This window comes from Leptospiraceae bacterium (genome assembly GCA_024233835.1).
Classification (GTDB): Bacteria; Spirochaetota; Leptospiria; order Leptospirales; family Leptospiraceae; genus JACKPC01.
In genome coordinates this window covers 197,629-220,179 of sequence record JACKPC010000005.1, presented here as the reverse complement: position 1 = coordinate 220,179, position 22,551 = coordinate 197,629, and the positions used below count along the sequence as shown (strand labels likewise).

The following is a 22,551-nucleotide window of genomic DNA, read 5'->3' as shown; positions in this document are numbered from 1 at the left end:
AGAGAGTTTTATAATGCAATCATTAATTATAAGCACAACTGTCGCCTAATTTCTCCGAAAGAAAGAGTTGAAGAATTTGTGAATCATTTACAGCAAACGCTTTCTGTGTATATATAAACCCCCTTTCCTTTACCGGGCATCTCTACTTCAATTTGGTTGTTTATAGCTACCCGTTTCGGGAAATTATAGGAAGAAAGTAAACTTCACTTCTCCTGTATAGGATTCGAGAATAGAACCACCTATGATTCCTTATCAAGCAGAACCTTTTATTGATTCCATACTGAGCCAAAATGGATTGAATTTACAGCATGTATTTGAACTTAAGGACTTACCGGAAGATATACTAAAACCTATTGTTTCTATAGTTGATGAAGAACATCAATATAAGCAAGTCATTGTATTTGCCCATGGTGGGCGTAATCGGGGTGAGGAATGAGGGGTGGAACTATTACTAATCCAGTTTCCGGCTACTGGAAAAAGACAGTCCTGAAATACACTTGACGAAGGACCTTGAAATTCATATAATAGAACTACCCAGGTTCAAAGGGAATCTTGAAACCCTTGAGACAGAACTGGAAAACTGGGTATACCTTTTACGAGAAGCGGGACAGCTAAAGGAAAGAGAGATGAGCGATTTAAAAATCAAAAACCCTGTAATTCGAGAGGCTGTTGAAGCTCTTCAGGATATTTCTCTGGACAACAAGACCCGGAATTACTATGAAATGCGCCTGAAAGCCGCTCGTGATTATGAGGCTATGAAAGACTATGCTTATAAAGAGGGGAGGAAGAGCGGTTTTGAAGCAGGAATTGAAGAGGGAATAGAAAAAGGAATAGAAAAAGGAATACAACAGGAACGCCTTCTGGCAGAGAAAAAAATTGAGAAAGAGCGAAAACGCGCAGAAAGAGCCGAGCATAAAGGTAAACTCAGGACTGCGATCAATTTAAAGAAAATGAATCTTTCCATTCAGGCCATTTCCACTGCTACCGAACTCCGGGAAGCCTATTTGGAAAAGTTTTTTAAAAAAGTGGCCAGCGATTAGCCTATTAGCTGTCAGCTAAACAGCGGTTAGCTTTTTACCTAAGCCCCTCTTTCCCCCTTCCCTAATTCGTTCTCTCGCTTCGCTCATTCACAGGGCAGGGGGAGGTCTTATTTGGTGGGCTATGTTGTTTTGATACTATGCCGATCTATCCCTTTCCTGGTTACTGTGGTTCGGCTCCGCTCACCAACCACTGTCGAAGTACGGAGAGGGATGTGGTTAGGTGGATCTTTCTAATTCTGAAAGATAGGGAGAGGTACAGAGCCGCCACGGACGGCGGCCCGGAGAGACTGTGTGAAAAGTGAGCAAAAAAAACCTGTAGATATTGACGAACTCGGTTCTTACTAAAAAAACTAAAAACCAATCATTCCAAATTGGTTTTTAGTAAATAAATTTACTATAAGTCATAAAAGAGAGAAAATTCATTGCTATCCATCAAATAAAAATCTATTATTCCTACTATTTTGCATTTACAGCATCTATAAAAGCCCTTATTCCCAGAATATTTATGACTCTTTTAAAATTATAAGCAAAACATATGAAACTAAATTCGGCCTGAACGCTTCTAATTCCTTTTTGTATAAAGTAAGTGAACCCCAAATTTCTCTTTATAGTGCCAAATGGGTGTTCCACAATCTCCTTACGTTTACGAATTAGCTTTTTATTTTCCTCGTTCCCCATCTCTTTTTTAAAATCATCCATTGTCTCTCGGTTTATCGAGACCCGAATAGTTCGTCCAGTTTTACTATTGGTACATTTTGCTCTATGAAAACAATCTTTACATTCCTTACATTTATACTCATTTACATAAATCCCGTATGACGTCTGTCTTGGATTTTCATTTTGTCTATTTAATTCTTTTCCTGCCGGACATACGTATATATCCCGCTCTTTATCATAAACAAAATCCTGGATTTCATATCCTTTTGCAGGAAGTTTATCAGGATTACTTTTACATTCACGCTTATTATTACTATCCAGTGCAGATTTGGTATCTGGTACTATAATATTTATCCCCGATTTATCTTTATTATTCATTATTTCTTTTTCACTAAAATATCCGGAATCCATTACTGCATTTGTCTCATTTTCTATTTTAAGTTCTTCTTTTATCGACTGGACTTTTTCAATCATAGGAGTCATTTGTTCCAGGTCATTTGACTTTTGCGATACATCATTTGCAATAATCAACTTATTTGTATTATCCACTGCAGTTTGGGCATTATATCCAGGACGAATTTTTCCTTTGTCACTTTGAAATCTTGAATCTGTGTCGTTAGCAAAATAGACCTGTAGTTCCGGGTCGTTTTCAAATAATTCCCGAATCCCTTTCACTTTATCATTGTATTTCGTTAGTCTTTTTAGTTTATTTAATACATCCCTGGCTTCATCTCCATCTTTAAGATTTAGTTCATTTGCTTCGGAAATATCATTCAATTCTAATTCCTCCAAATATTCCTGTATTTTGGATTTTATATTTTGCTCGATATTTTCAATACGCTCTCTTTTAAATACATTATTTTGTCCGTTCTGTGCTCTTAGCTTCGTTCCATCAATTCCAACTATTGAAAGAGTTAGTAGATTCATTTTCTTGCAAAAGAATAAAAACTCTTTGAAGATATTTTTTATTCCATCTTTATTATTTTTTCGAAAATCAGCTATTGTCTTAAAATCCGGGGCGAGATTCTTTGTTAACCACCTAAGTTCCTGGTTTCTATTACATTCCTTCTCTAATTTTCTGCTACTTCGGATTCGTTCTATATATCCGTATAAATATATTTTTAGTAAATCATGTGGATTATATGGTGGTTTACCTGTTTCTAACTTTGGAATTTTAAAACCTAATTTTTTAAGATCGAGATTATCAACATAGGCATCAATAACCCTTACCGGACTATCTTCTTTTATGACGTTATCCAAACATTCACTGTATAATACTATCTGTTCTCGAGAAGTTCCTTGTATATAATTCATAGCTGCACCTATAACTCTTTATCGTTATAAGGAAATTTTCTATATACATTACATTCCTGACAAACAAAAAATATTCAATAACGAGACTTTTCACACAGTCTGGGAGCGCACGAACACACGGACGTGTGAGTAGCGGGTTTCTTTTCTTTTTGCCCCTGCCTTTTTCTTTACTTTACATAAAGAAAAGAAAAAGCAGGAAACCAAGTTTTACAAGTATTGGAAGCTTTGCTTCGATACTAAATTTCATATAACTTATGCCTCAAACCCGGATACCCATTCGGGCTTTAGCTTAATCAAAAAAAAAGTTCCCAGTACAAGGAGTTTCTCTTTAAATACAAACAATTACTTGTTCGCTTGCTTTCCTAAAAACATGAGTATTTAAGGTTATGGTTGTTTGAAATTTTAAGTATTTAAAATATTGAACTTGTTTTCGTATATAGTAGAGGGTTTATATCATGATAACAGAATATTTCTGCTATAGTCTCGAAAACAAAAAAGTGTACCCTTTTTTAGTTCCAAAAAGGGGGGAGGTTAGAAGTTTTTTGAAAAATTCTACTAAACAAATACCCGGCAAAATAGGTAAAAAAAGGCCGTTTTTCGCTATAACAGAGGGCAAAAAAAGTGTACCCTATTTTCGGGTCAAAAAAGGGTTAGGGTACACTTTGACACAAAAATTTGTGCTTGATACTATATTCAGAGTATTGTACAATGGCTCCATGCCACGATGCTGTGGAAATGGATAATCGGACTCGTAGAGTGTTGAAACTATAATCTACCTTGTTACCAAATAAGTCATCCATATTTTTGTGGAAATGGATAATCGGACTCGTAGAGTGTTGAAACGCAATTATCGTGCCAATTTTGTGATTGACAAAAAACTTTGTGGAAATGGATAATCGGACTCGTAGAGTGTTGAAACTCAACTATCGAAGGGTACAAACTCGATATTATATACTTGTGGAAATGGATAATCGGACTCGTAGAGTGTTGAAACATTAGCAAAGAGGCATATAAGGAGTTTAAAGAATATGCCGTGGAAATGGATAATCGGACTCGTAGTTAGGAATTAGGAATTTTACTTGGAAGCATGGCTTTCCAAAAGGAAAACATGCTCTGGAACTATTACTAATCCCTAATATCTAAATACTAATCACTGAAAAGGAGGCTTTTTTTATTTAGAAAGGCTCTGCAACAACTAAGCCGCTGGGCCACCCTATTGAGCGGTTGCTGAGTGAAATTTATTGCTTTTGCAATAAATTTAGTATCGAAGCACGCTCAGCAATCGATAGTATAGACTTGAAAAAAAAGGGCGCCGCCCTGAGCAAGCCAACGGCGCGTCGAAGGGTAGATTATTTATTTTATTTTCTGTTTTTCAAGGATTCCGGGTTTCGCCTGTCATGCCAGACGGCAACTATCGAAATCAGGGTTTCTTTGAGAACATAGTAGAGGGAGAAAGGAAAACGCTTCAATTTTGTTTTCTTCACAGTAGGAGATGCATTGCTATGCGTTTCTACAGTGCTCTCTCCCCTCTTTTTTCCCAGCTTTTCGGCTGCATCAAAAACCTCGTTAGCAAATTCTAAGCCCAAACCTTCTCTCTGTTTCTCATACCAGAGATAGGAATCTTCCAGGTCTTTCTTGGCTTCCGGTTCAAACCGGTAAGTCTCTTCCTTTTTGTCTTCATTTTCCATGAGAAACCCCCTGAAGACTCCCATTCAAATCCCTTTCTACTTCTTCCCTTGTAAAACCGGGATGAGGGTTTTCTTCCATACGCTTGAGGCGGATTTCCAGTTCTGTCTCACGTTCTTCTTCATTTACGTTAGGTTCATCCTCGAAAACCACGACAACGGTGTAGGTTCCGGGTTCTATGGCCTGCGGTAGCTTGGTGGTAAGGGTTCCATCCTCGCCGACCGTGGCTTCTACTTCGTAGTGTTGCATAACAATGCTCCTTGTAAATCTCCAAGCCTCCCAACTGGCAAAGTGCTTGACGCTGCACTTATTCAGGTGAAATGCTTGGGTTGGTGATATGACTATCTTTATATTCGCTACACATACGGTAAAGATAAAAATTGATCGTTATACGAATTTTTATGAAAAAAGAACAATATAAAGAGCTGTTTTCCCATCTGGGGGTAACACAAAGAGGTTTTTCAAGAGAATTTAATATTCCCCCCTCTACTTTGAGCGAAACCGTAAACGGAAAAATAAAATCTTTACCCGCTGAGGTTGTTTACAGGCTCCATAGAGAAAAGGGAATTAATCTCGATTGGCTAATGAAGGGAGAGGGCGAGATGATTGAATGGAAAAATACTGAGTCCTTAACCGTTGAAGAAATTGAACTATTTCAAGAAGTTCGGAAAGATCCAAAGCTTTTAGATACATTAAAAGATATTATTAAGGCATTGAAAGAAAAATATAAGTAATCCTCTTCCTGCGTCATTTTTACCTTCTCACTTTTTTTAGTTGCAATTTAGCCTTATTTGTTATTTGCTATGATTTTGAAAGATTATGGCAGATAAAACGGTATTTCTAATAATTACAAAGCAAAGAAAGTAGAATTTATCTATATACTCTTTCAAGGAATGCTAAAAATCGAAGGACAATGCAGCAATGAGTATAAATTATACACAAGAGCAAAAATCAGCAATAGAAACATTAGATGAGCACCTGCAAATCATTGCTTGTGCAGGTTCTGGAAAAACCGGAGTTGTAACAGAACGAATTGTTAGCATTCTTAAGAAAAAACAAGATATAAAACCAGGTAATATTGTTGCCTTTACATTTACAGAAAAAGCTGCCGGTGAATTAAAAGATAGAATTTATAAACGAGTTAAATCTACTTTTGGAGAAGATTATCTGGGAATGGCTGAAATGTATATAGGTACAATTCATGGTTTCTGTTTAAATTTGCTTCAAGACCATTACGCTGAATATAACAAATATCAAGTTTTGAACGAAGTTCGAACAAAATTGTTTATTGATAAAAATGCTTCTAAATTTGGTTTTACAAAACTAAAAAGTTCAACAGGTAAATTCATGAAGCCTTACCTGGATACAAATATTTTTATAAGCCTCATGTCTATCTTACGCGAAAGTGATATTGAAGAGCACACACTTCCGGAAGAATTTAAAGAAATACTCATCAATTATAACAAAACATTTGAATCAAAATTTTATTTAGATTTTACAATGATAATGGAAAAAGCAATCTATCATTTAAAAAACGATTCAGCCTTACAAAAGAAAGTAAAGCATAGAGTAAAATATTTAACTGTAGATGAGTATCAAGATATTAACCCAATACAGGAAAAACTTATTAGAATTCTTTATGATTTGGGAGCCAATATTTGTGTTGTTGGGGATGATGATCAAACCATTTATCAATGGAGAGGAAGTGAAATTAAAAATATACTCACTTTTAAAGAGAGATATAACAAACCAAAAGCTATTTATTTGGTAGATAACTTTAGAAGTTCTTCTGCTATAATAGATATTGCGAAACGTGTTATTAATAAAAATGCAGAAAGAATGCCAAAAGAGATGAAGTATAAAAACCAAGAATTTAAGTATTCTGAAGCAGACACTGTTTATAAAGAATTTGAATCGGATGTGCAAGAATTCGGTTTTATTGCAGATAGGATAATAGAATTAAAGAAAGCCGGAATGAACTATTCTGATATGGCTATCCTCATTCGTATAAAAAAAATAGGTGCCTCTCTTATTCAAACACTGGATATGTTAAGTATTCCCTATGTAATTGAAGGTGTTAATGAACTTTTTGATACTACTGAAGTTAAAGCCTGTGTAGGCATATATCACTTTTTAGAAAAGAAGATTGAAAGAAGTGATTTAATTAATCTCTGGTTGTCTTTACAACCTAAATATAAAAAACTAAACAATGAAAAACTTATTGAGGCTATCGATAAATTAGAAAAAATTGAAATTACGAAAGATGCTCATTACTATTCTTTCAACCTACAACAAATATTTCATGATTTCATTGATGATTTAGAATTAAAAGAAGAGGAGAATGAGAAAGAACCAGAACTGGAAATTATTTTATATAATCTCGGAAAGTTCAGTCAGGTTATTGATGATTTTGAATCTATAAATTACATGTCAAGACCCACGGATAAGTTGAAATATTTTAATAAGTTCTTAGAATATACAGCAGAAAGTTACTACCCGGAAGGTCATTTACAAAATGTTTATTTACGTCCTGATGCAGTGAGAATCATGACTGTTCACCAATCAAAAGGACTGGAATTTCCGGTTGTATTTGTTCCTACACTCACTAAAAACTATTTTCCCATAGCAAAACATGGTGGTCTTTCTGTCTGGCATTTCTTAGATAGAAGTTTAGTGAAAAATCAGGAGAGATATGAATCCGGGAATTTGGAGGATGAAAGGAGATTATTTTATGTTGCAGTTACCAGAGCAAAGAAATTTCTTTTCTTGACCAGAGCCATTTATGGAGATAAAAGAAAATCCAGAGAAGTTTCTACCTTCCTTATTGAAGCAAAAAAATCGGCTTACCTTCTTGAATATGATAATAGAATGAATTACAAGGCAAGAACTGACCTGGTTAATTTAAAACTTGAACCACCAGAAATTGTTTTAAACTTTTCCGTATTGAGTGATTTTTACCACTGCCCTTATCGCTATAAAATGACTTATTTTTATGGTTTTGTTCAACCACTTTCACCACGATTAGGTTATGGACGTTCTTTACATGATATTGTTATGAAAATTCATCGTACCTATGAAGCAGAAGGTGAAGTCAATAAAAAAGAATTACCAGAAATGATTGAGGGAAACTTTTATTTGCCCTATGCAGATCCTCTCATTAACAAAAACCTAAAGGAAAAAGCTATAAAATCAATTAATGGGTACTATGATGAAAACTATAATGACTTTTCAAAAATTCTTTTTTCTGAAAAAGAAATTGAAATAGATTTTGCTAATCGAATTCGAGTCACTGGAAGAATGGATTTAGTGAAAAGACAGGACTTAGATGGTGAAAGAACTTTTATTGTGGATTTCAAAACAGCCGATAGGGAAGCTTATTTGCATGTGAATGAGGAGCAATTAAAAATTTATGCATTAGGTTATCAAAAACTCAGTGGAGAAAAAGCAGATTATATTGAGTTTTATAATCTTGATAATAATGATAGGGATCCAAAACGTTTAAGCAATGAAGAAATGCTTCATACTGAGAAGCTAATTGTAGATGCTGCTAATGAAATTCGTTCAGATCATCTTCCAAAAACCTGTTCAAAAGAAAAATGCTCAAAATGTTATATGTCGCATTTATGTTTACATAAAATTTTGAAGTCCAAATATGAATTCAAAAAACAAAAGGCAAATTAAATTATGTCCGAAAAATTATTAGAGTTTAAAAAAGTTTTAGAAGAAATCTTTGAAATGGATAAGTCCGATTTAGACTTTGGGATTTATAGAATTATTAATCAAAAACGGGAACAAGTTAATGAATTTTTAGATAAAGATTTACTCCCCCAGGTTAAAGAAGAATTAAAGACTTTTCAAGCTAAAGAAATAAGCAAAGAAGAAAACGAAATATTCTCTCATCTGGCAACGTTCTTTCGCAGATACTATGAAGGTGGAGATTTCATTTCAAAACGTCGCTATAAAGAAGGTGTATATGCTATTCCCTACGAAGGGGAAGAAGTAAAACTTTATTGGGCAAATCATGATCAATATTATATTAAAACTTCAGAAAATTTAACTAATTTTGCTTTTAAACTTTCCTCCGGTAAGCGGATTCATTTTCGCATTGTTGACGGAGAAATGAATAAGGATAATAACAAAACCGAACAGGGAAAAGACAGACTTTTTGTTCTCGATAAAAAAAATCCTCTCAACATAGAGGAAGAGGATATTTATATTAACTTTATTTACCAGCTTGCAGAAAAAAAAGAAAAGCAAACTGATCTAAATAAAGAAGCTGCTAAGAAAATTCTTAAACTAAAAGAAATAAAAGAATATGAAGAAGAACTTTCTAAATACTTTCCTACTGAAAAAAATAAGACTCGAACTCTTTTAGAAAAACAATTGAATGAGTTTACTTCAAGGTATTCATTTGATTATTTCATTCATAAAGACCTGGGTGGATTTCTGAGAAGGGAACTTGATTTTTACATCAAAAATGAAGTCATGTTTCTGGATGATCTGGATACGGAAAATGAAATTCCAGCAGAGAACTATTTAGTAAAAATTAAAATTATAAAAAGAATTGGCTATAAAATTATTAGTTTCTTGGAGCAGTTAGAGAACTTCCAGAAGAAACTCTGGTTAAAAAAGAAGTTCGTTGTAGAAACGAATTATTGCATAACATTAAATCAGATTCTGGAAGAATACCATAGTGAAATTTTAAGTAATAAAGCACAGATTGAAGAATGGAAAAAACTTGGTTTTATAGAAGATAATAAAAAACCAAAAGCCTTACCCAATCTTGTTGTGGATACAAAGTTCTTATCAAAAGAACTGAAAGAAAAGATTTTACAAACCATAGAAAATTTAGATGAAAAAACCAATGGAACTCTCATTCACTCTGAAAACTTTCAAGCATTGAGTTTATTACAGGAAAGATATAAAGAACAGATTAATTGTATTCATATAGATCCACCTTATAATACAGCAACAAGTGGATTTTTGTATAAAAACAATTACCAACATTCAAGTTGGCTGACAATGAAACTAAATGTGTCAAAAAAAGCTGCTAATTTATTAAATGAATATTCTATAGCTGTAACCCATATCGATGAAAATGAAGTTGAACGACTAAATTTGCTCTATGATTCTATTGGACTGTCTAATTCTGGCACATTAATTTGGGATAAAGGTATGCCCAATTCTGGATCTAAAGGAATAGCGAATCAGCATGAATATGTTTTATTTCGAGATAAAGGAAATCATCAAATAAGAGTCGAAAAAAAAAATATTGATGTAATAAATAAAAAAATCCAAGAGCTAATAAAAATAAATAAAGATATAAATAAGGAAGTTATAAGTTCTTTTAGAAAATGGTTAAAATCTCAACCAAACTTTTCTAAATCAGAGTATACTTATGATCAATTTGATGAAACAGGGAAGGCATTTCGCTCTGATAATATGAGTGCAACTGACAAGCGCCAAAATAAAAAGTTCCATATTCCAATAAAACATCCTATAACAGCTGAAGACTGTCCTGTCCCGAGTAATGGATGGAGATATACTCCAGAATCAATAGAAAGTCTTTTAAAAGAAAATCTTATTTTATTTGGTAGTGATCACTTAACTATGCCACGAAAAAAAACATATCTTGAATCTACATCAGATAGTCAGATGCCTTCAATTTATAAAAGTGGCTTTAGAGGTAAAAATACTTTAGATGCCCTAAACTTAGAATTTCCATTTGCTCACTCTATAGAGTTTTATAATTATATTTTAGACGCATGCTCAAATAAAGAATATGCAATCCTCGACTACTTTGCTGGCTCAGGTACCACCGGTCATGCAGTGATAAATCTGAACAGGGAAGATGGAGGAAATCGAAAATACATCCTCGTTGAAATGGGAGAATATTTTGATACTGTATTAAAACCCAGAATTCAAAAAGTAATTTTTGCTCCTAAATGGAAGAATGGAAAACCGGTTATAGAGGATGATTCAGAAAAACTTATAAAAGATTCTAACCAATCTAAAGAAGAAGGCCATATTTTTAAATACATGCGTCTTGAGTCTTATGAGGATACTTTAAATAACCTTGATTTAAAAGATACAGGATTATTTGGTTCTTCTTCTCGTGAAGAAAGAGAAGAATACATGCTAAAGTATTTACTCGATTTGGAAACAAAAGATAGTTCCTCTCTACTAAAAATAAATGGTTTTTATAATCCATTCAATTACAAAATGAAAATCATTAAAAACAACGAAATCCGGGAAGAAGTTATCGATCTTGTGGAAACCTTTAATTATCTCATAGGACTAAAAGTAGAAAAAATTTATCCAAAAGAAACCCTTACTGCTATATCTGAGAAAGATAACAAAACCAGTATTGAGTTTACCTATCAAATAATCACAGGAAGAACGCTACAGAATGAAAAAGTATTCATAGTATGGCGGACAATTCCCGGAGAACCAATTCCCTGTGATACTACATTAAAAGAGTATTTAAGTAAAAATTTTAAATTAAAAGATTTTGATAAAATATTTATAAATGGTGACACCACAATAAACGGAGCATTACTTACGGAAGAATATTTTAAGAAAGAAATGTTTAATGTACAGGATGTTTAAGGGATACTTTAGCAATTAACAAATAATGGAAATGGTTGAATATAAAAATCGTTTTTCTAAAAATAGAAATAATCCAGAAGTTATTAAAGAAATATATAATGATATTTCTAACTTAAGTTTTAGCGAAGTTGTTGAGTTTATAAAAGTCACAAACTGTTATAATTCAAAACTATTTTGGGAATCTGAAATTTTGAAAAATCACCCATCGATATTTACATCTGAAATATCAGATCAGTTACTGTCTTACTTCTTTTATAGAAAAGAGCCATTCAATTCGATTTCTCATGTTTTGCCTAAAGAAGCTAAAGGAAAATATATCTACTTTTTTAAAATTTCAAAATCATTCTTAAATGAATCGTTTTCTCAACTTGCAAAAGAAGTTTCAAATATTTCTTATGAAGAATATCAGAAATTTAATTATATAATTGATTTAAAAAATAATTGGAATTCTAAATTAGAGTATTATAAGACAATAGTATCCAGCTTCAAAAAAGAGGACTTGTTAATTCATGTAGTTTCTCTTTTTGAAAAACATAAGAGAGTAACTGCTTTTCCAAATAGTTCGTTTGTAAACTATCAAGCTATTACTGCAAATCTATTGAGTGGTTTCAACTTTTTACTATCAAATCTAAAACCAGAAACAAGTATTTATTCATCTTTAGAAAGCATTATAGAGAAGTATAAAAAGGAAATGCCCCCTTTAAATCCACCGGAAGGATTTGTAAAGCAGATCTATCTTCCTAAAGAATCAATTTCTGATGAAAAAAAAATTATACGAGAAGCAATTGATTTCTTCATATTGTATAAAATAATAGATTATAGAATAGATTTATATTGCTCCGGTTATTGTAATTTAGACGTATACCATCAAAGTTTAATTCCTACTAAATCTGTTTTAAATCATCAGATTAATGATAAGAAAGCTCATTTTTCCGAAGTATACTTTTATAATAGAGCAATAAGTTCCTGGGAATTTAAAAAGGAAAAAAATAAAAACTTTCTTATAAGTAATACACCCCTTGTAGGTAAAATTGCGAGTAAAGAATATTTAAAATTTTTAGGTATTCCTTTTGAATTAAATTATAATCAGGAAAAGATAGATTTAAGAGATGTATTAAACGTTTTATATGAATTTTCTTATAATTTAATGCCTGAAGGAAGAATTTTTTTTTTAGATGAAACTAATCCAGAAGAAGTATCCTTATTACCACAAGTTCAAAAGCCTAAAGATTTCTTAAAGTATTTTCAGCCAGATTATATGTACATATCTACATATGAAAGTTTCATTGACAAATCAATAGGTTATTTTAAAAAAGATAACTATAATAAGAAATATTTAGAAACAATTATAGATTTTTTAATAACAGACTTAAATAATAGTGATTTAAAAAATATTGATATATCTCTATCTCCTTTTGTAAAAATTGGAGAAAACATCTTTTGGTTAAGTACCCTGTATCGTGATTTAAACTGGGGGAATTTTATATATCGAAAGATTGTTAATGAAAGACTTTTAAAACATATTGAGCAATCTCTAAACATTGAAACTTATGTAGCAAATCAATTTTTAAATAATGGATTCATTGCTATTTCTAATTTCGAATTTAAAATTAATAATAAAGAAGGAGAAATTGATGTAGTAGTATGTTCAGATAATAAAATATTAATGTTCGAACTTAAACTTACCTATGTAACTCAAGATATAGATAGAAACTCCTACTACAACTTTTCTAACTTTGAAATGAAAGCCACCGAACAGCTAGACAAAATTAAAGAATATATGGAAAATAATCCTCAAGAACTTTTTCATAAACTTGGTATTGAAAATAAAGAGTACGAAATAGAGTATTTTATCTTATCCAATATTTTTTATTTTGATGATATTTTTATAAGTTCAAAATATTTAAAAATTAGTTTATTTGAGTTAATGATAATTTTGAATAATGATTTATTTAGTATGTTGAATGTTACTACACAGTTAAGAACCAAAGATATAATGATTCCTGATTATGTTTCCCAGAAATACCATAATAGAAATAATCCATTTATAAATGAAACTGATTTTGATGTAAGTAAAGAAGCCTGCGATCTTTCTAATGGAAAAGGAAGATGCGATATACATGATATATTGAATGCCATTAAAGAAAATAAAGTATGGCAACATTTAGATAAAGTATATAATGAAAAATTTGGACCCATTCCCTTAGTAGAATGGAGTGACACTTATAAATTTTTAAGATTATAACTAATCATTACAAGGATTAAAAATGCCTAAGTCTAAAAAGAAAAAAAATGATTCTCAACAAACACTCATTGAAATAGAAGAAAAACCCTTCGGAGCAAAACTTGTATTACTCAATTATATTTGTTCATTATTTGGTTCAAATAGCTTTAAAGATTTATCTCAAGGGTTTAATAAAAAATGGAGTTTTCAAGAAGATGAATTAGTTGAGGAAAAAGTATTAGAAGCTTTAAAAAGCAAACTTGTGCAAATAGCCCCCATCAATTTGGATGATCTTATTCGTTATGACTATAATATTAACAAATACACGTTGGAGATAAAATCTCAAAGAGAAGGTTTTGTTGGTTGGAAATACTTTCAATATATTGCACTACTTTTTACTGAAATCTATCTCGACCTTTATATGAAAAATGAATCAGAACTTTTAAGAAATCTTCAAGAGTTTCAAGAAGGTTTTAATGAAAGGCTATTGTCAAAAGAAAGAATAAAAGTTTATGAAAAAGCAGATCTTAATAAATTAGCTTTTTGGAATGCTACAGGTTCCGGAAAAACTTTAATAATGCATGTAAATATAAAACAATATCAGCATTATCACGAAAAATACAATAGAAAGAAATTAGACCATATCTTATTACTCACTCCAAATGCAGCTTTATCAGAACAACATCTTCAAGAGTTACACCTTTCCGGTATCCCTGCTGAACTCTTTAAAATAGATGGAAATAGAAGTTTATCAAATTATGTTGAAGTATTAGACATTTACAAATTAGAAGAAACAAAAGGGCCAACAACTATTGCAGTAGAGTCTTTAGAAGGGTATAATCTTGTGTTAGTGGATGAAGGACATAGAGGTTCTTCCGGTGATAAATGGATGAAAATGAGAGATAAAATTTCAATAAACGGTTTCTCGTTTGAATACTCTGCAACTTTTGGACAGGCCATTGGAAAAAATACAGACTTATATAATCAATATGCAAAGTGCATTCTGTTTGACTATTCTTATCAATATTTTTATTCCGATGGGTATGGAAAAGATTTTCGTATTTTAAATATGCAGGAGAAATCAACAGAAGAAAAAGTATACCAATACTTAACTGCATGTTTACTAACGTATTATGAACAAAAAATATTTTTCATCCATAATAAAGAAGAAATTAATCCCCTAAATTTAGAAAATCCGCTTTTAGTGTTTGTTGGTAGTACAGTTTTAAAAGAAGGAAAAAATAAAAATGAAAAAGATACTGTCTCCGATGTGGTTTATACGTTAAAATTTATTGAAGAAATTATAACAAATAAAAAAAGAACTATAAAAGCAATACAGACCATTTTAAGCAAAAGTACTGGAATTTTAAATTCAAAAAATGAAGATATATTTTCTAATTCATTTGTTTACTTGAAAACAAGGCAACTTTCTTATGAAGAAATATATCTTGATATGCTGGAAAAAATATTTCATTGCAAGGTATCAGAAGCAAATTTACACATTGATTCATTGAAAGGTATAAGTGGAGAAATTGGACTACGTGCTGGAGATAATGAATATTTTGGGGTAATTAATATTGGAGAAGCTTCTACATTTATTAAGTTGTGTGAGCAGCACAACATTTTAACATCTGAAAAAAGTTTTTCAACTTCTCTTTTTCAAAATATAAATCAAAAAGAATCAAAAATAAATATTTTAATAGGTTCAAAAAAGTTCACAGAAGGTTGGAACAGTTGGCGAGTCTCCTGCATGGGACTTTTGAATATTGGACAAAATGAAGGAACTCAAATTATCCAATTATTTGGGCGAGGGGTTAGATTAAAAGGTTTTAATCATTCCTTGAAGAGAACTTCTGGACTTAACATGAATGGGCTTCATCTTGAAATTCCTGCGGAAATAGATATATTAGAAACCTTAAATATTTTTGGTATTCGAGCTAATTACATACAAAAATTTAAAGAATATCTGGAAAATGAAGGACTATCTGATATAGATAGTGAAGCTGTAATTACAATTCCAGTAATTCCAAAAGATTATCCCGATAAATTTGGAGACTTGAAAATAATTGCTTTAAAAAAAGAAGCTGTATTTTCTCAAAACCGAGTCATCTACCTTGAATCTGCTAAAAAGAAGTTTAAAGAGAATTTATCAAAAAGACCGGTATATGTAAATTGGTATACAAAGTTACAAGGTTTTCAGAGTAAAGAAATAGCAGATTCAGCTGTTGCTGTTGATTTAGAAGTAAATAACTTTCAAGAACTTCATTGCTGTTTTTTAGATTTTGATAAACTCTATTTTGAATTAATAAATTATAAAAAATTAAAGAAATGGTCTAATCTTATAATAGATAAAGAGAATTTAAAAGAAATATTATTAGATAGTAGTTGGTATATTTTATATATTCCATCGTATGAATTTAATTTTCAAGTAAAAGATAAAGAAATTGTATGGCAAGAAATTGCATTACAACTTTTACAAAAGTATATTTCCAGATTTTATTATCATCATAGAGGATCTTACGAAGCAGATAAAAGAGAATATATAAAACTAAAAGATTATAAAAAGAAAACGAAGGATGAAGGTAACTTAATAAAAGAATATAAAATACGTGTTAAAGAGCGGGAAGAAGAGTTATATAATTATTTAAAAAACCTTGAATCCCAAATAGAAGAAAATAAAGCTCAGAAATTTAAAAAGGATAATTTTGAAATCATACCTATAATGTTTGATAGACATTTATACAAACCAGTATTCTATCATAATGTAGATAAAGTTCTTCTGCATATTAGTCCCTTCTCATTGCAGGAAAGTGAATATAAGTTTATGCATGATTTAGAAATATTCTATCAGCAGAAAAAAGATATTCTAAACGGTAAAGAGATTTATCTACTAAGAAATATGAGTCGTGGTCACGGTCTTGGGTTTTTTGAAGCAGGAAATTTCTATCCAGATTTCATTCTTTGGGTTATAGATAAAAAGAAGCAATATATAAACTTTATCGATCCAAAAGGTATTATTGAGATTCCTTACAATGATCCCAAAGTTCAATTTTATAAAGATATAAAAGAAATTGAACGAGAGTTAGATAATGTAAATGTTATACTCAATTCTTTTATTTTATCTATATCGAAATACTCTGATTTACGGGTAGATAAGTGGAAGTCTTTCTCACAAGAAGAAATAGAAGAATTCAATGTTTTGTTTATGGAAGAAGATTATGAAAGTCTCTATATTCAGAAAATGATAGCAAAGATTTTACCTGACTATCCATTACCCAGAATTTATAAAAAAAATACACAAGGTGAAATGAAATTCGATGAAAAAGCTAATATGGCAACCTGATCCTGTTACCCTTTATTGGGCTAAAACAACAACCTTAACTCTCATAGATCGTAATCAAGCTGATAACGATGATTATTTTTATGAAGTAATGACAAAAAGATTTAATCCAAGCTCATGGAAAAAGTATATTTTAAAACCTGATTTTCCTGAATTTGTATTTAAAGAAAATTCATTAAATTCCTGCCCATCGAATATAATGGAATGCTTCAAGAGAAAACAATATTTGGAAGGATTGGTTTTGACTGTAATCTGGGGAAATATGGTAAGAACTGCAAATAAAATTTACCAGAAAGATTTAAAAACCATTCAGGAAGAACTTGCAAAGTTACCGGAACTTATTGAAGAATCAAGTTCCATAGAAAGTTCCTGGAATGTGCTAACCCAGAAGCTGGGTTGGTCAAAAGTCATGTCTTCAAAGTATCTGCATTTTTTAACAAGAAGCATGGGATATGAACAAAACCATCCTGTAGCTATAGATAATCGGGCTATTATTGATGGACTCTGGCCTGCTCTGGTAAGACTCTTTAAAGAACAAGGTGATACAACAAGGCAACTTCCCAAGCCCTGGAATACAGATGACTCTTTTGAAACATTCAATAGGTATATGACGCTCATTAATTATTGGGCAGAGTTATGCTCTGTTCCGAATATAAGAGTTGAAGTCACATTATTTATGATGTATGTATGAAGTAAAAAAACTAAAACCAGAAGAGGAAGTCTTACAGGAAAAGGGTTTAAGGGTTGAAGGGCATTTGCTTATAGAGGTTAGGGATTAAGAATTAGTAGCTTTACTTGGGAAGCCTGACTTTCCAAAAGAAAAACAAGCTCTGGGATTACTACTAATCCCTAATATCTAAACACTAATAACTAAAAAGAAGCTTCCTGAAAAGGAGGCTTTTTTTATTTAGAAAGGCTCACCAATTACTGAGCAGCCACGGACGGCTGCCCGGAGCGCAAGAACACACGGACGTGTGAGTAGCGGGTTTCTTTTCTTTTTGCCCCGCCTTTTTCTTTACTTTACATAAAGAAAAGAAAAAGCGGGAAACCAAGTTTTACAAGTATTGGAAGCTTTGCTTAAAAGAAAAAAAGCAGATAATAAAAGAGCGGTCTAAAATGGAACGGTCACGACCGTTCCTTACATTAGCTACTATACCTCATGTATTAGAAGAAGCATTTTCTTAACCCCATGTTTCAACGTGGGGTTAAGGGGGATTTAAAAAAAAGTTCCAAAAATTATCCCAAATTTCAGAATTGAAATGCAGGCCTTTCCCCAGAAATTTTATGGAAAGAGAATCCTGTATTACTGGGCAAAGCTTTATTCCCAGCAGATAGTTCGAGGGAAAAAATATTCGGACTTAAAACCGGTTTATTCCGTTTCTTTTTTAAATTTCAAGCTTCTGGAAACAGAAAACTACCATTCCATTTTCCGGGTTCTCGAAGCAGAAGGCAGAGAAATAGCCTTGACGAAAGACCTCGAAATCCATATTTTAGAACTGAAGAAATTCCTGAATACATCCGGAACTCAGGAGTCTAATTTAGAAGATTGGATATATCTCATCCAAAAAGCCGAGAAATTAAAGGAAGAGGACGTGAAAAAGCTTAAGATCAAAAACCCCGTGATTCGTGAAGCCGTTGAAGCTCTTCAGGATATTTCTCTCGACAGAAAAACAAGAAATTACTACGAAATGCGCCTGAAAACAGAAAGAGACCACGAAGCCACTATCGAGTATGCTTTCGAGGAAGGACTCAAAAAAGGAAAGGAAGAATCACAGCACCTTGCGAGTATTCGTGAAAAAAGAGCCGAACATAAAAAAGCCCTCAGGACTGCGATAAATTTAAAGAAAGAAGGTGCTGAACTGAAATTCATTTCCCGTGTTGTTGAACTCCAGGAAGCCTATCTGGAGAAATTTTTAAGGAAATCGGTTAGGGATTCGGAGGATTAACCCTCCGGTTTGAGAAATGGCTTTTAATTATCTCTTTGCTTTTTAATAAATAAATCTAATTCTTCTTTTATAGAAGCAGAATTTATTCCCCAAGTTTTACCAATATATTTTACTGTATTTTCATAGTCTATCGTTGCATCTTCCGACCATTCAATTTTGTAAGCCACTATAAATTCTCTAATATACTATCTATTCTTTTATTTACTTCAGAGTGCGAATATAACTTACCTTCTTCTATACTTTTCATTCCTTTGGCCAGTTCTTCTCTTTCCCAATCCTGTAATTCAATGTGTTCTTCAGGTTCAAGTTGTAATAGCAATTCTTCAAGTTGCAGGAGAATTTCAACATCAACTATACGGGTAATTTTTGCTATTAACTCAACTTTCTTTGCTTCTATATTTATTTCTTGAATGGCTTCCATTACAATCTCCAGCAGGATATTTTGAAAAAGTATACATTCCGGTCTAAATACAAACTATTTAGAGTTTTTTCTTTTTAACAATTAAATTTTATATAGAAGCTTATTCTTTATTTTAAGTTAAAATTAACTATTTTTTTCCCAAACCGGAGGGTACATCCCCCGATTTGGGAAAACCCTCAGAATATGATATTTCCCAGTAATTAAGCCCGGCCTAATTTTAATTTTAGGCTTGAGGAAAAAACCCAAATTCACACAATAAGTACCAAAACTTCTAAAACGGGGACATAGAGACTATGGACAAGAAAAAAGATCACCTGCTTTATGATGATAAGGGTAACGTAATCAAAGAAAGACCCTGGATTTTCAGAACCTACGGTGGACACACCAACGCTAAATCGACCAATGAATTATTTCGTAATAACCTTTCCAAGGGTCAAACCGGTCTATCCATAGCCTTTGACCTTCCTACTCAATGCGGTTATAGTTCCGACCACGCTGTGGCGAAACCGGAAATAGGAAAAGTAGGTGTTCCCATTAATACTCTCGATGATTTTAAAATCCTCTTCGACCAGATTCCTATAGACCAGATGAACACTTCTATGACCATCAATGGTACCTCTATGTGGCTTCTTGCATTATATGTGGCTCTGGCAGAAGAAACCTCAGCTGATATTACCAAGCTACAGGGAACGACACAGAACGATATTATCAAAGAATACCTCGCCAGGGGAACCTACATTTTCCCTCCTTCTCATTCTATCCGCATCATTGTAGACATGTATGAATACGCCCTGCGGAATATTCCCAAATGGAATGCTTCGAACATCTGTTCTTATCACTTACAGGAAGCGGGAGCCACTCCGGCACAGGAGCTGGCTTTTGCCCTCGCAACCGCCATTGCCATCTTAGATGCCATTAAAGAAAGAAACTGCTTCAATGAAGAAGAGTTCGAAATGTGCGTAGGAAGGATTTCCTTCTTCGTAAACGCCGGGATTCGCTTCGTGGAAGAAATGAGTAAAATGCGTGCCTTCTCTGAAATGTGGGAAGAAATCACTCTGGATCGTTACAAGGTAAAAGAAGCCAAATACCGCCGCTTCCGTTACGGAGTGCAGGTAAACTCTCTCGGTCTTACAGAAGAACAACCGGAAAATAACGCCTGGAGAATCATCCTCGAATCCTTAGGAGTCACTCTCAGCCGTAATGCCCGTTGCCGTGCCCTTCAACTTCCGGCCTGGAACGAAGCCCTTTCCTTACCCCGTCCCTGGGATCAACAGTGGTCTCTGCGCCTGCAACAGGTTTTAGCTTATGAAACCGACCTCTTAGAATATCCCGACCTCTTCGAAGGTTCCAAAGTCATAGAAAGTAAAGTCAAGGCTCTAAAAGAAGAAGCTTATGCTGAAATCGATAAAATCCTCGAAATGGGTGGAGCCATTAAAGCGATTGAGAATGGTTATATGAAGACCCAGCTGGTGAAGTCTCAGGCAGAAAGAATGGCCAGAATCAATTCCGGAGAACTGACCATTGTAGGAAAGAATAAATGGACAGAGGGAATCACCTCTCCTCTTATGACCGACAGAGACGGTGGCATCTTCAAGGTAGACCCGAAAGCTGCTGAACTTACTCTCAGCCAGTTAGAAGAAACCAAGAAAAAACGGGATGCCAAACGGGCAGAAGCTGCACTAAAAGCTCTGGAAGAAGCTGCTAAAACCGGTAAAAACATGATGGAAGCTTCTATAGAATGTGCAAAAGCCAGAATTTCTACAGGAGAATGGGCCGATACCCTGAGAGCTGTATTCGGTGAGTACCACCCGGTAACCGGTGTAGAAGGTCAGAAGCTTTCTCTTGAAAATGATAGTGTAAAAGAAGTCAGAGCCAAGGTAGAAGCCTTTCAGAATAAGAAACAACATCGTCCTCGAATGGTTGTGGGAAAACCCGGACTGGATGGTCACTCCAATGGTGCCGAAATGATTGCGATTGCAGCCAAACACGCCGGCTTTGATGTAGTGTATTCCGGAATACGCCTGACTCCCCAGGAAATCGTTCAGAGCGCGGTAGAAGAAAACGCCGATGTCATCGGAATCTCAATACTTTCCGGCTCTCACATGGAAATCGCAAACCAGATCATGGAGGAACTGAGACACTACAAGGCTGAAAACCATATCCCGGTTGTTTTTGGTGGAATCATTCCCGAAGCCGACTATGAAGGTCTGAAGAAGGTTGGAGTTAAAGCTATTTTCACTCCTAAAGACTTCGACCTGATGAAAATTATGGGAACTATCATCGATACCATCTCGAATTAATGAACGAAGTCAGCATTCGAGAGCTTATACAGGGAGCCAAAGAGGGGGAGAAATTCCCCCTTGCAAGACTAATCTCCGAACTGGAAAAGAAAGAGGCCCTGCAATTTCGTAAAAAACTCTTTCCTATTCTTGCCGAAGAAGGTCTGAGCGATGAGACTTGTCTGACCCTGGGGATCACAGGAACCCCGGGAGCCGGAAAATCTTCTCTTATCGGGGCTCTCTGTTACTCTTTTTTAAAAGAAGCAGGAAGTAAGAAACTCGCTATTGTAGCCATCGATCCGAGTAGCCACATCAGCGGAGGTTCTATCCTCGGTGACAGAACGAGAGTCATCCTGCCTCCGAGAGAAAACCGTATTTTCTTTCGTTCTCAGGCCAGCCAATTAGAGATGGGGGGAGTAAATCCTTACACCTATCATGTCATTCGCCTTTTGCGACATCTCTTTGATTATGTAATCATTGAAACGGTCGGAATCGGCCAGAATGAAACGGAAGTAACCAATCTTGCAGACTTTTCATTTCTGGTGATGCAGCCCCTCGGTGGAGATCAGATACAATTCATGAAAAGCGGAATTATGGAAGTTCCCGATGCCTTTATTATTAATAAATGCGACGAAAAAGAACTGGCCAGTGCCAGTTATCATACCCTACTGGCTTCCCTGGAGTTTTTGCACGATACTCTGAATCAAAAAGAGGTACCCGATATTTTTTTAAGCAGTGTTACCAAAAACCTCGGTATTGAAGAATTAATGGCCTATATTCTTACTATAACACACAAGAAAAGCAGAAAAGAAGAAATGCTTCATCAACTAAAGCGCTGGATTCGCAATGAATACGGCAATTTAGGACTTAAATATTTTACTCCTTTCTACTCAAACCGGGAAAACGCTTCTTTTGAGACCCTCGAAGCGGATTTCAATAAACATTTTCTATCCTTATTCCATTCTTATTAAAAAAAAAATTGCACTATGATGGGTATTGATACATCCTCAGGTATAAACATATATAGGAGGTGCA

The 22,551-nt window shown here is 33.6% G+C and carries 16 protein-coding genes and 1 CRISPR repeat array; of the genes, 11 read left to right on the top strand and 5 right to left on the bottom strand.

Annotation, left to right across the window (positions count from 1 at the left end):
* The first annotated feature begins 241 nt into the window (after positions 1-241).
* On the top strand, positions 242-436 hold the full coding sequence (locus tag H7A25_21195) for a hypothetical protein (GenBank protein ID MCP5502427.1): 195 nt from the start codon (positions 242-244) through the stop codon (positions 434-436).
* Between the two features lie 61 nt (positions 437-497).
* Positions 498-1,040: a PD-(D/E)XK nuclease family transposase gene (locus H7A25_21190; protein MCP5502426.1), complete on the top strand. Its 543-nt coding sequence runs from the start codon at positions 498-500 to the stop codon at positions 1,038-1,040.
* A gap of 456 nt (positions 1,041-1,496) precedes the next feature.
* On the opposite strand, the gene H7A25_21185 is transcribed toward H7A25_21190, so the two are convergent.
* The 3 genes from H7A25_21185 to H7A25_21175 form a co-directional block, all read right to left on the bottom strand.
* Positions 1,497-3,011 carry an IS1182 family transposase gene (locus H7A25_21185; protein MCP5502425.1) on the bottom strand — a complete coding sequence of 505 codons (1,515 nt, stop codon included), beginning with the start codon at positions 3,009-3,011 and terminating at the stop codon, positions 1,497-1,499.
* Between the two features lie 728 nt (positions 3,012-3,739).
* Positions 3,740-4,081: a CRISPR direct-repeat array (repeat unit 38 nt; unit sequence TGTGGAAATGGATAATCGGACTCGTAGAGTGTTGAAAC).
* A gap of 288 nt (positions 4,082-4,369) precedes the next feature.
* The gene (locus tag H7A25_21180; GenBank protein MCP5502424.1) at positions 4,370-4,699 is read right to left on the bottom strand and encodes a type II toxin-antitoxin system RelE/ParE family toxin; all 330 of its coding nucleotides are present in this window, start codon (positions 4,697-4,699) and stop codon (positions 4,370-4,372) included.
* A complete protein-coding gene (locus H7A25_21175) occupies positions 4,689-4,946 on the bottom strand; it encodes a hypothetical protein (protein MCP5502423.1) in 258 nt (85 codons plus the stop codon). The genes H7A25_21180 and H7A25_21175 overlap by 11 nt, the downstream gene beginning before the upstream one ends.
* A 152-nt stretch (positions 4,947-5,098) precedes the next feature.
* Here H7A25_21175 and H7A25_21170 point away from each other — a divergent pair, with 152 nt between their 5' ends.
* The 7 genes from H7A25_21170 to H7A25_21140 all read left to right on the top strand — a co-directional run bounded on the left by H7A25_21170 (position 5,099) and on the right by H7A25_21140 (position 18,816).
* Positions 5,099-5,431 (top strand): helix-turn-helix domain-containing protein, encoded by a 333-nt coding sequence (locus H7A25_21170; GenBank protein MCP5502422.1) that lies wholly within the window; start codon positions 5,099-5,101, stop codon positions 5,429-5,431.
* 187 nt (positions 5,432-5,618) lie between these two features.
* Positions 5,619-8,378 carry an ATP-dependent helicase gene (locus tag H7A25_21165; protein MCP5502421.1) on the top strand — a complete coding sequence of 920 codons (2,760 nt, stop codon included), beginning with the start codon at positions 5,619-5,621 and terminating at the stop codon, positions 8,376-8,378.
* A gap of 3 nt (positions 8,379-8,381) precedes the next feature.
* A complete protein-coding gene (locus H7A25_21160; protein ID MCP5502420.1) occupies positions 8,382-11,306 on the top strand; it encodes a site-specific DNA-methyltransferase in 2,925 nt (974 codons plus the stop codon).
* A gap of 25 nt (positions 11,307-11,331) precedes the next feature.
* Positions 11,332-13,551: a hypothetical protein gene (locus H7A25_21155; protein MCP5502419.1), complete on the top strand. Its 2,220-nt coding sequence runs from the start codon at positions 11,332-11,334 to the stop codon at positions 13,549-13,551.
* Between the two features lie 22 nt (positions 13,552-13,573).
* Complete coding sequence (locus tag H7A25_21150; GenBank protein ID MCP5502418.1) at positions 13,574-16,873, top strand: DEAD/DEAH box helicase family protein; 3,300 nt, start codon at positions 13,574-13,576, stop codon at positions 16,871-16,873.
* Positions 16,848-17,561: a hypothetical protein gene (locus H7A25_21145; protein MCP5502417.1), complete on the top strand. Its 714-nt coding sequence runs from the start codon at positions 16,848-16,850 to the stop codon at positions 17,559-17,561. Before H7A25_21150 ends, H7A25_21145 begins: the two co-directional genes overlap by 26 nt.
* A 568-nt stretch (positions 17,562-18,129) precedes the next feature.
* Positions 18,130-18,816: an Rpn family recombination-promoting nuclease/putative transposase gene (locus H7A25_21140; GenBank protein ID MCP5502416.1), complete on the top strand. Its 687-nt coding sequence runs from the start codon at positions 18,130-18,132 to the stop codon at positions 18,814-18,816.
* A gap of 23 nt (positions 18,817-18,839) precedes the next feature.
* Here H7A25_21140 and H7A25_21135 read toward each other — a convergent pair whose 3' ends face one another.
* Positions 18,840-18,983 carry a hypothetical protein gene (locus H7A25_21135; GenBank protein ID MCP5502415.1) on the bottom strand — a complete coding sequence of 48 codons (144 nt, stop codon included), beginning with the start codon at positions 18,981-18,983 and terminating at the stop codon, positions 18,840-18,842.
* Entirely contained in the window at positions 18,983-19,237 is a 255-nt protein-coding gene (locus tag H7A25_21130; protein ID MCP5502414.1) for a hypothetical protein, read from the bottom strand. The genes H7A25_21135 and H7A25_21130 overlap by 1 nt, the downstream gene beginning before the upstream one ends.
* Positions 19,238-19,530: 293 nt before the next feature.
* Here H7A25_21130 and H7A25_21125 point away from each other — a divergent pair, with 293 nt between their 5' ends.
* The gene (locus tag H7A25_21125) at positions 19,531-21,537 is read left to right on the top strand and encodes a protein meaA (GenBank protein MCP5502413.1); all 2,007 of its coding nucleotides are present in this window, start codon (positions 19,531-19,533) and stop codon (positions 21,535-21,537) included.
* Positions 21,537-22,487 carry a protein kinase gene (locus H7A25_21120; protein ID MCP5502412.1) on the top strand — a complete coding sequence of 317 codons (951 nt, stop codon included), beginning with the start codon at positions 21,537-21,539 and terminating at the stop codon, positions 22,485-22,487. The genes H7A25_21125 and H7A25_21120 overlap by 1 nt, the downstream gene beginning before the upstream one ends.
* Positions 22,488-22,551: the final 64 nt, after the last annotated feature.

What these genes read in the sequence shown, in the direction of transcription:
- H7A25_21160 (MCP5502420.1), top strand. Translation starts at nt 8,382, where the DNA reads ATGTCCGAAAAATTATTAGAGTTTAAAAAAGTTTTAGAAGAAATCTTT.
- H7A25_21165 (MCP5502421.1), top strand. Translation starts at nt 5,619, where the DNA reads ATGAGTATAAATTATACACAAGAGCAAAAATCAGCAATAGAAACATTA.
- H7A25_21150 (MCP5502418.1), top strand. Translation starts at nt 13,574, where the DNA reads ATGCCTAAGTCTAAAAAGAAAAAAAATGATTCTCAACAAACACTCATT.
- H7A25_21155 (MCP5502419.1), top strand. Translation starts at nt 11,332, where the DNA reads ATGGAAATGGTTGAATATAAAAATCGTTTTTCTAAAAATAGAAATAAT.
- H7A25_21195 (MCP5502427.1), top strand. Translation starts at nt 242, where the DNA reads ATGATTCCTTATCAAGCAGAACCTTTTATTGATTCCATACTGAGCCAA.
- H7A25_21170 (MCP5502422.1), top strand. Translation starts at nt 5,099, where the DNA reads ATGAAAAAAGAACAATATAAAGAGCTGTTTTCCCATCTGGGGGTAACA.
- H7A25_21120 (MCP5502412.1), top strand. Translation starts at nt 21,537, where the DNA reads ATGAACGAAGTCAGCATTCGAGAGCTTATACAGGGAGCCAAAGAGGGG.
- H7A25_21145 (MCP5502417.1), top strand. Translation starts at nt 16,848, where the DNA reads ATGAAAAAGCTAATATGGCAACCTGATCCTGTTACCCTTTATTGGGCT.
- H7A25_21125 (MCP5502413.1), top strand. Translation starts at nt 19,531, where the DNA reads ATGGACAAGAAAAAAGATCACCTGCTTTATGATGATAAGGGTAACGTA.
- H7A25_21130 (MCP5502414.1), bottom strand. Translation starts at nt 19,237, where the DNA reads ATGGAAGCCATTCAAGAAATAAATATAGAAGCAAAGAAAGTTGAGTTA.
- H7A25_21175 (MCP5502423.1), bottom strand. Translation starts at nt 4,946, where the DNA reads ATGCAACACTACGAAGTAGAAGCCACGGTCGGCGAGGATGGAACCCTT.
- H7A25_21180 (MCP5502424.1), bottom strand. Translation starts at nt 4,699, where the DNA reads ATGGAAAATGAAGACAAAAAGGAAGAGACTTACCGGTTTGAACCGGAA.
- H7A25_21140 (MCP5502416.1), top strand. Translation starts at nt 18,130, where the DNA reads ATGCAGGCCTTTCCCCAGAAATTTTATGGAAAGAGAATCCTGTATTAC.
- H7A25_21185 (MCP5502425.1), bottom strand. Translation starts at nt 3,011, where the DNA reads ATGAATTATATACAAGGAACTTCTCGAGAACAGATAGTATTATACAGT.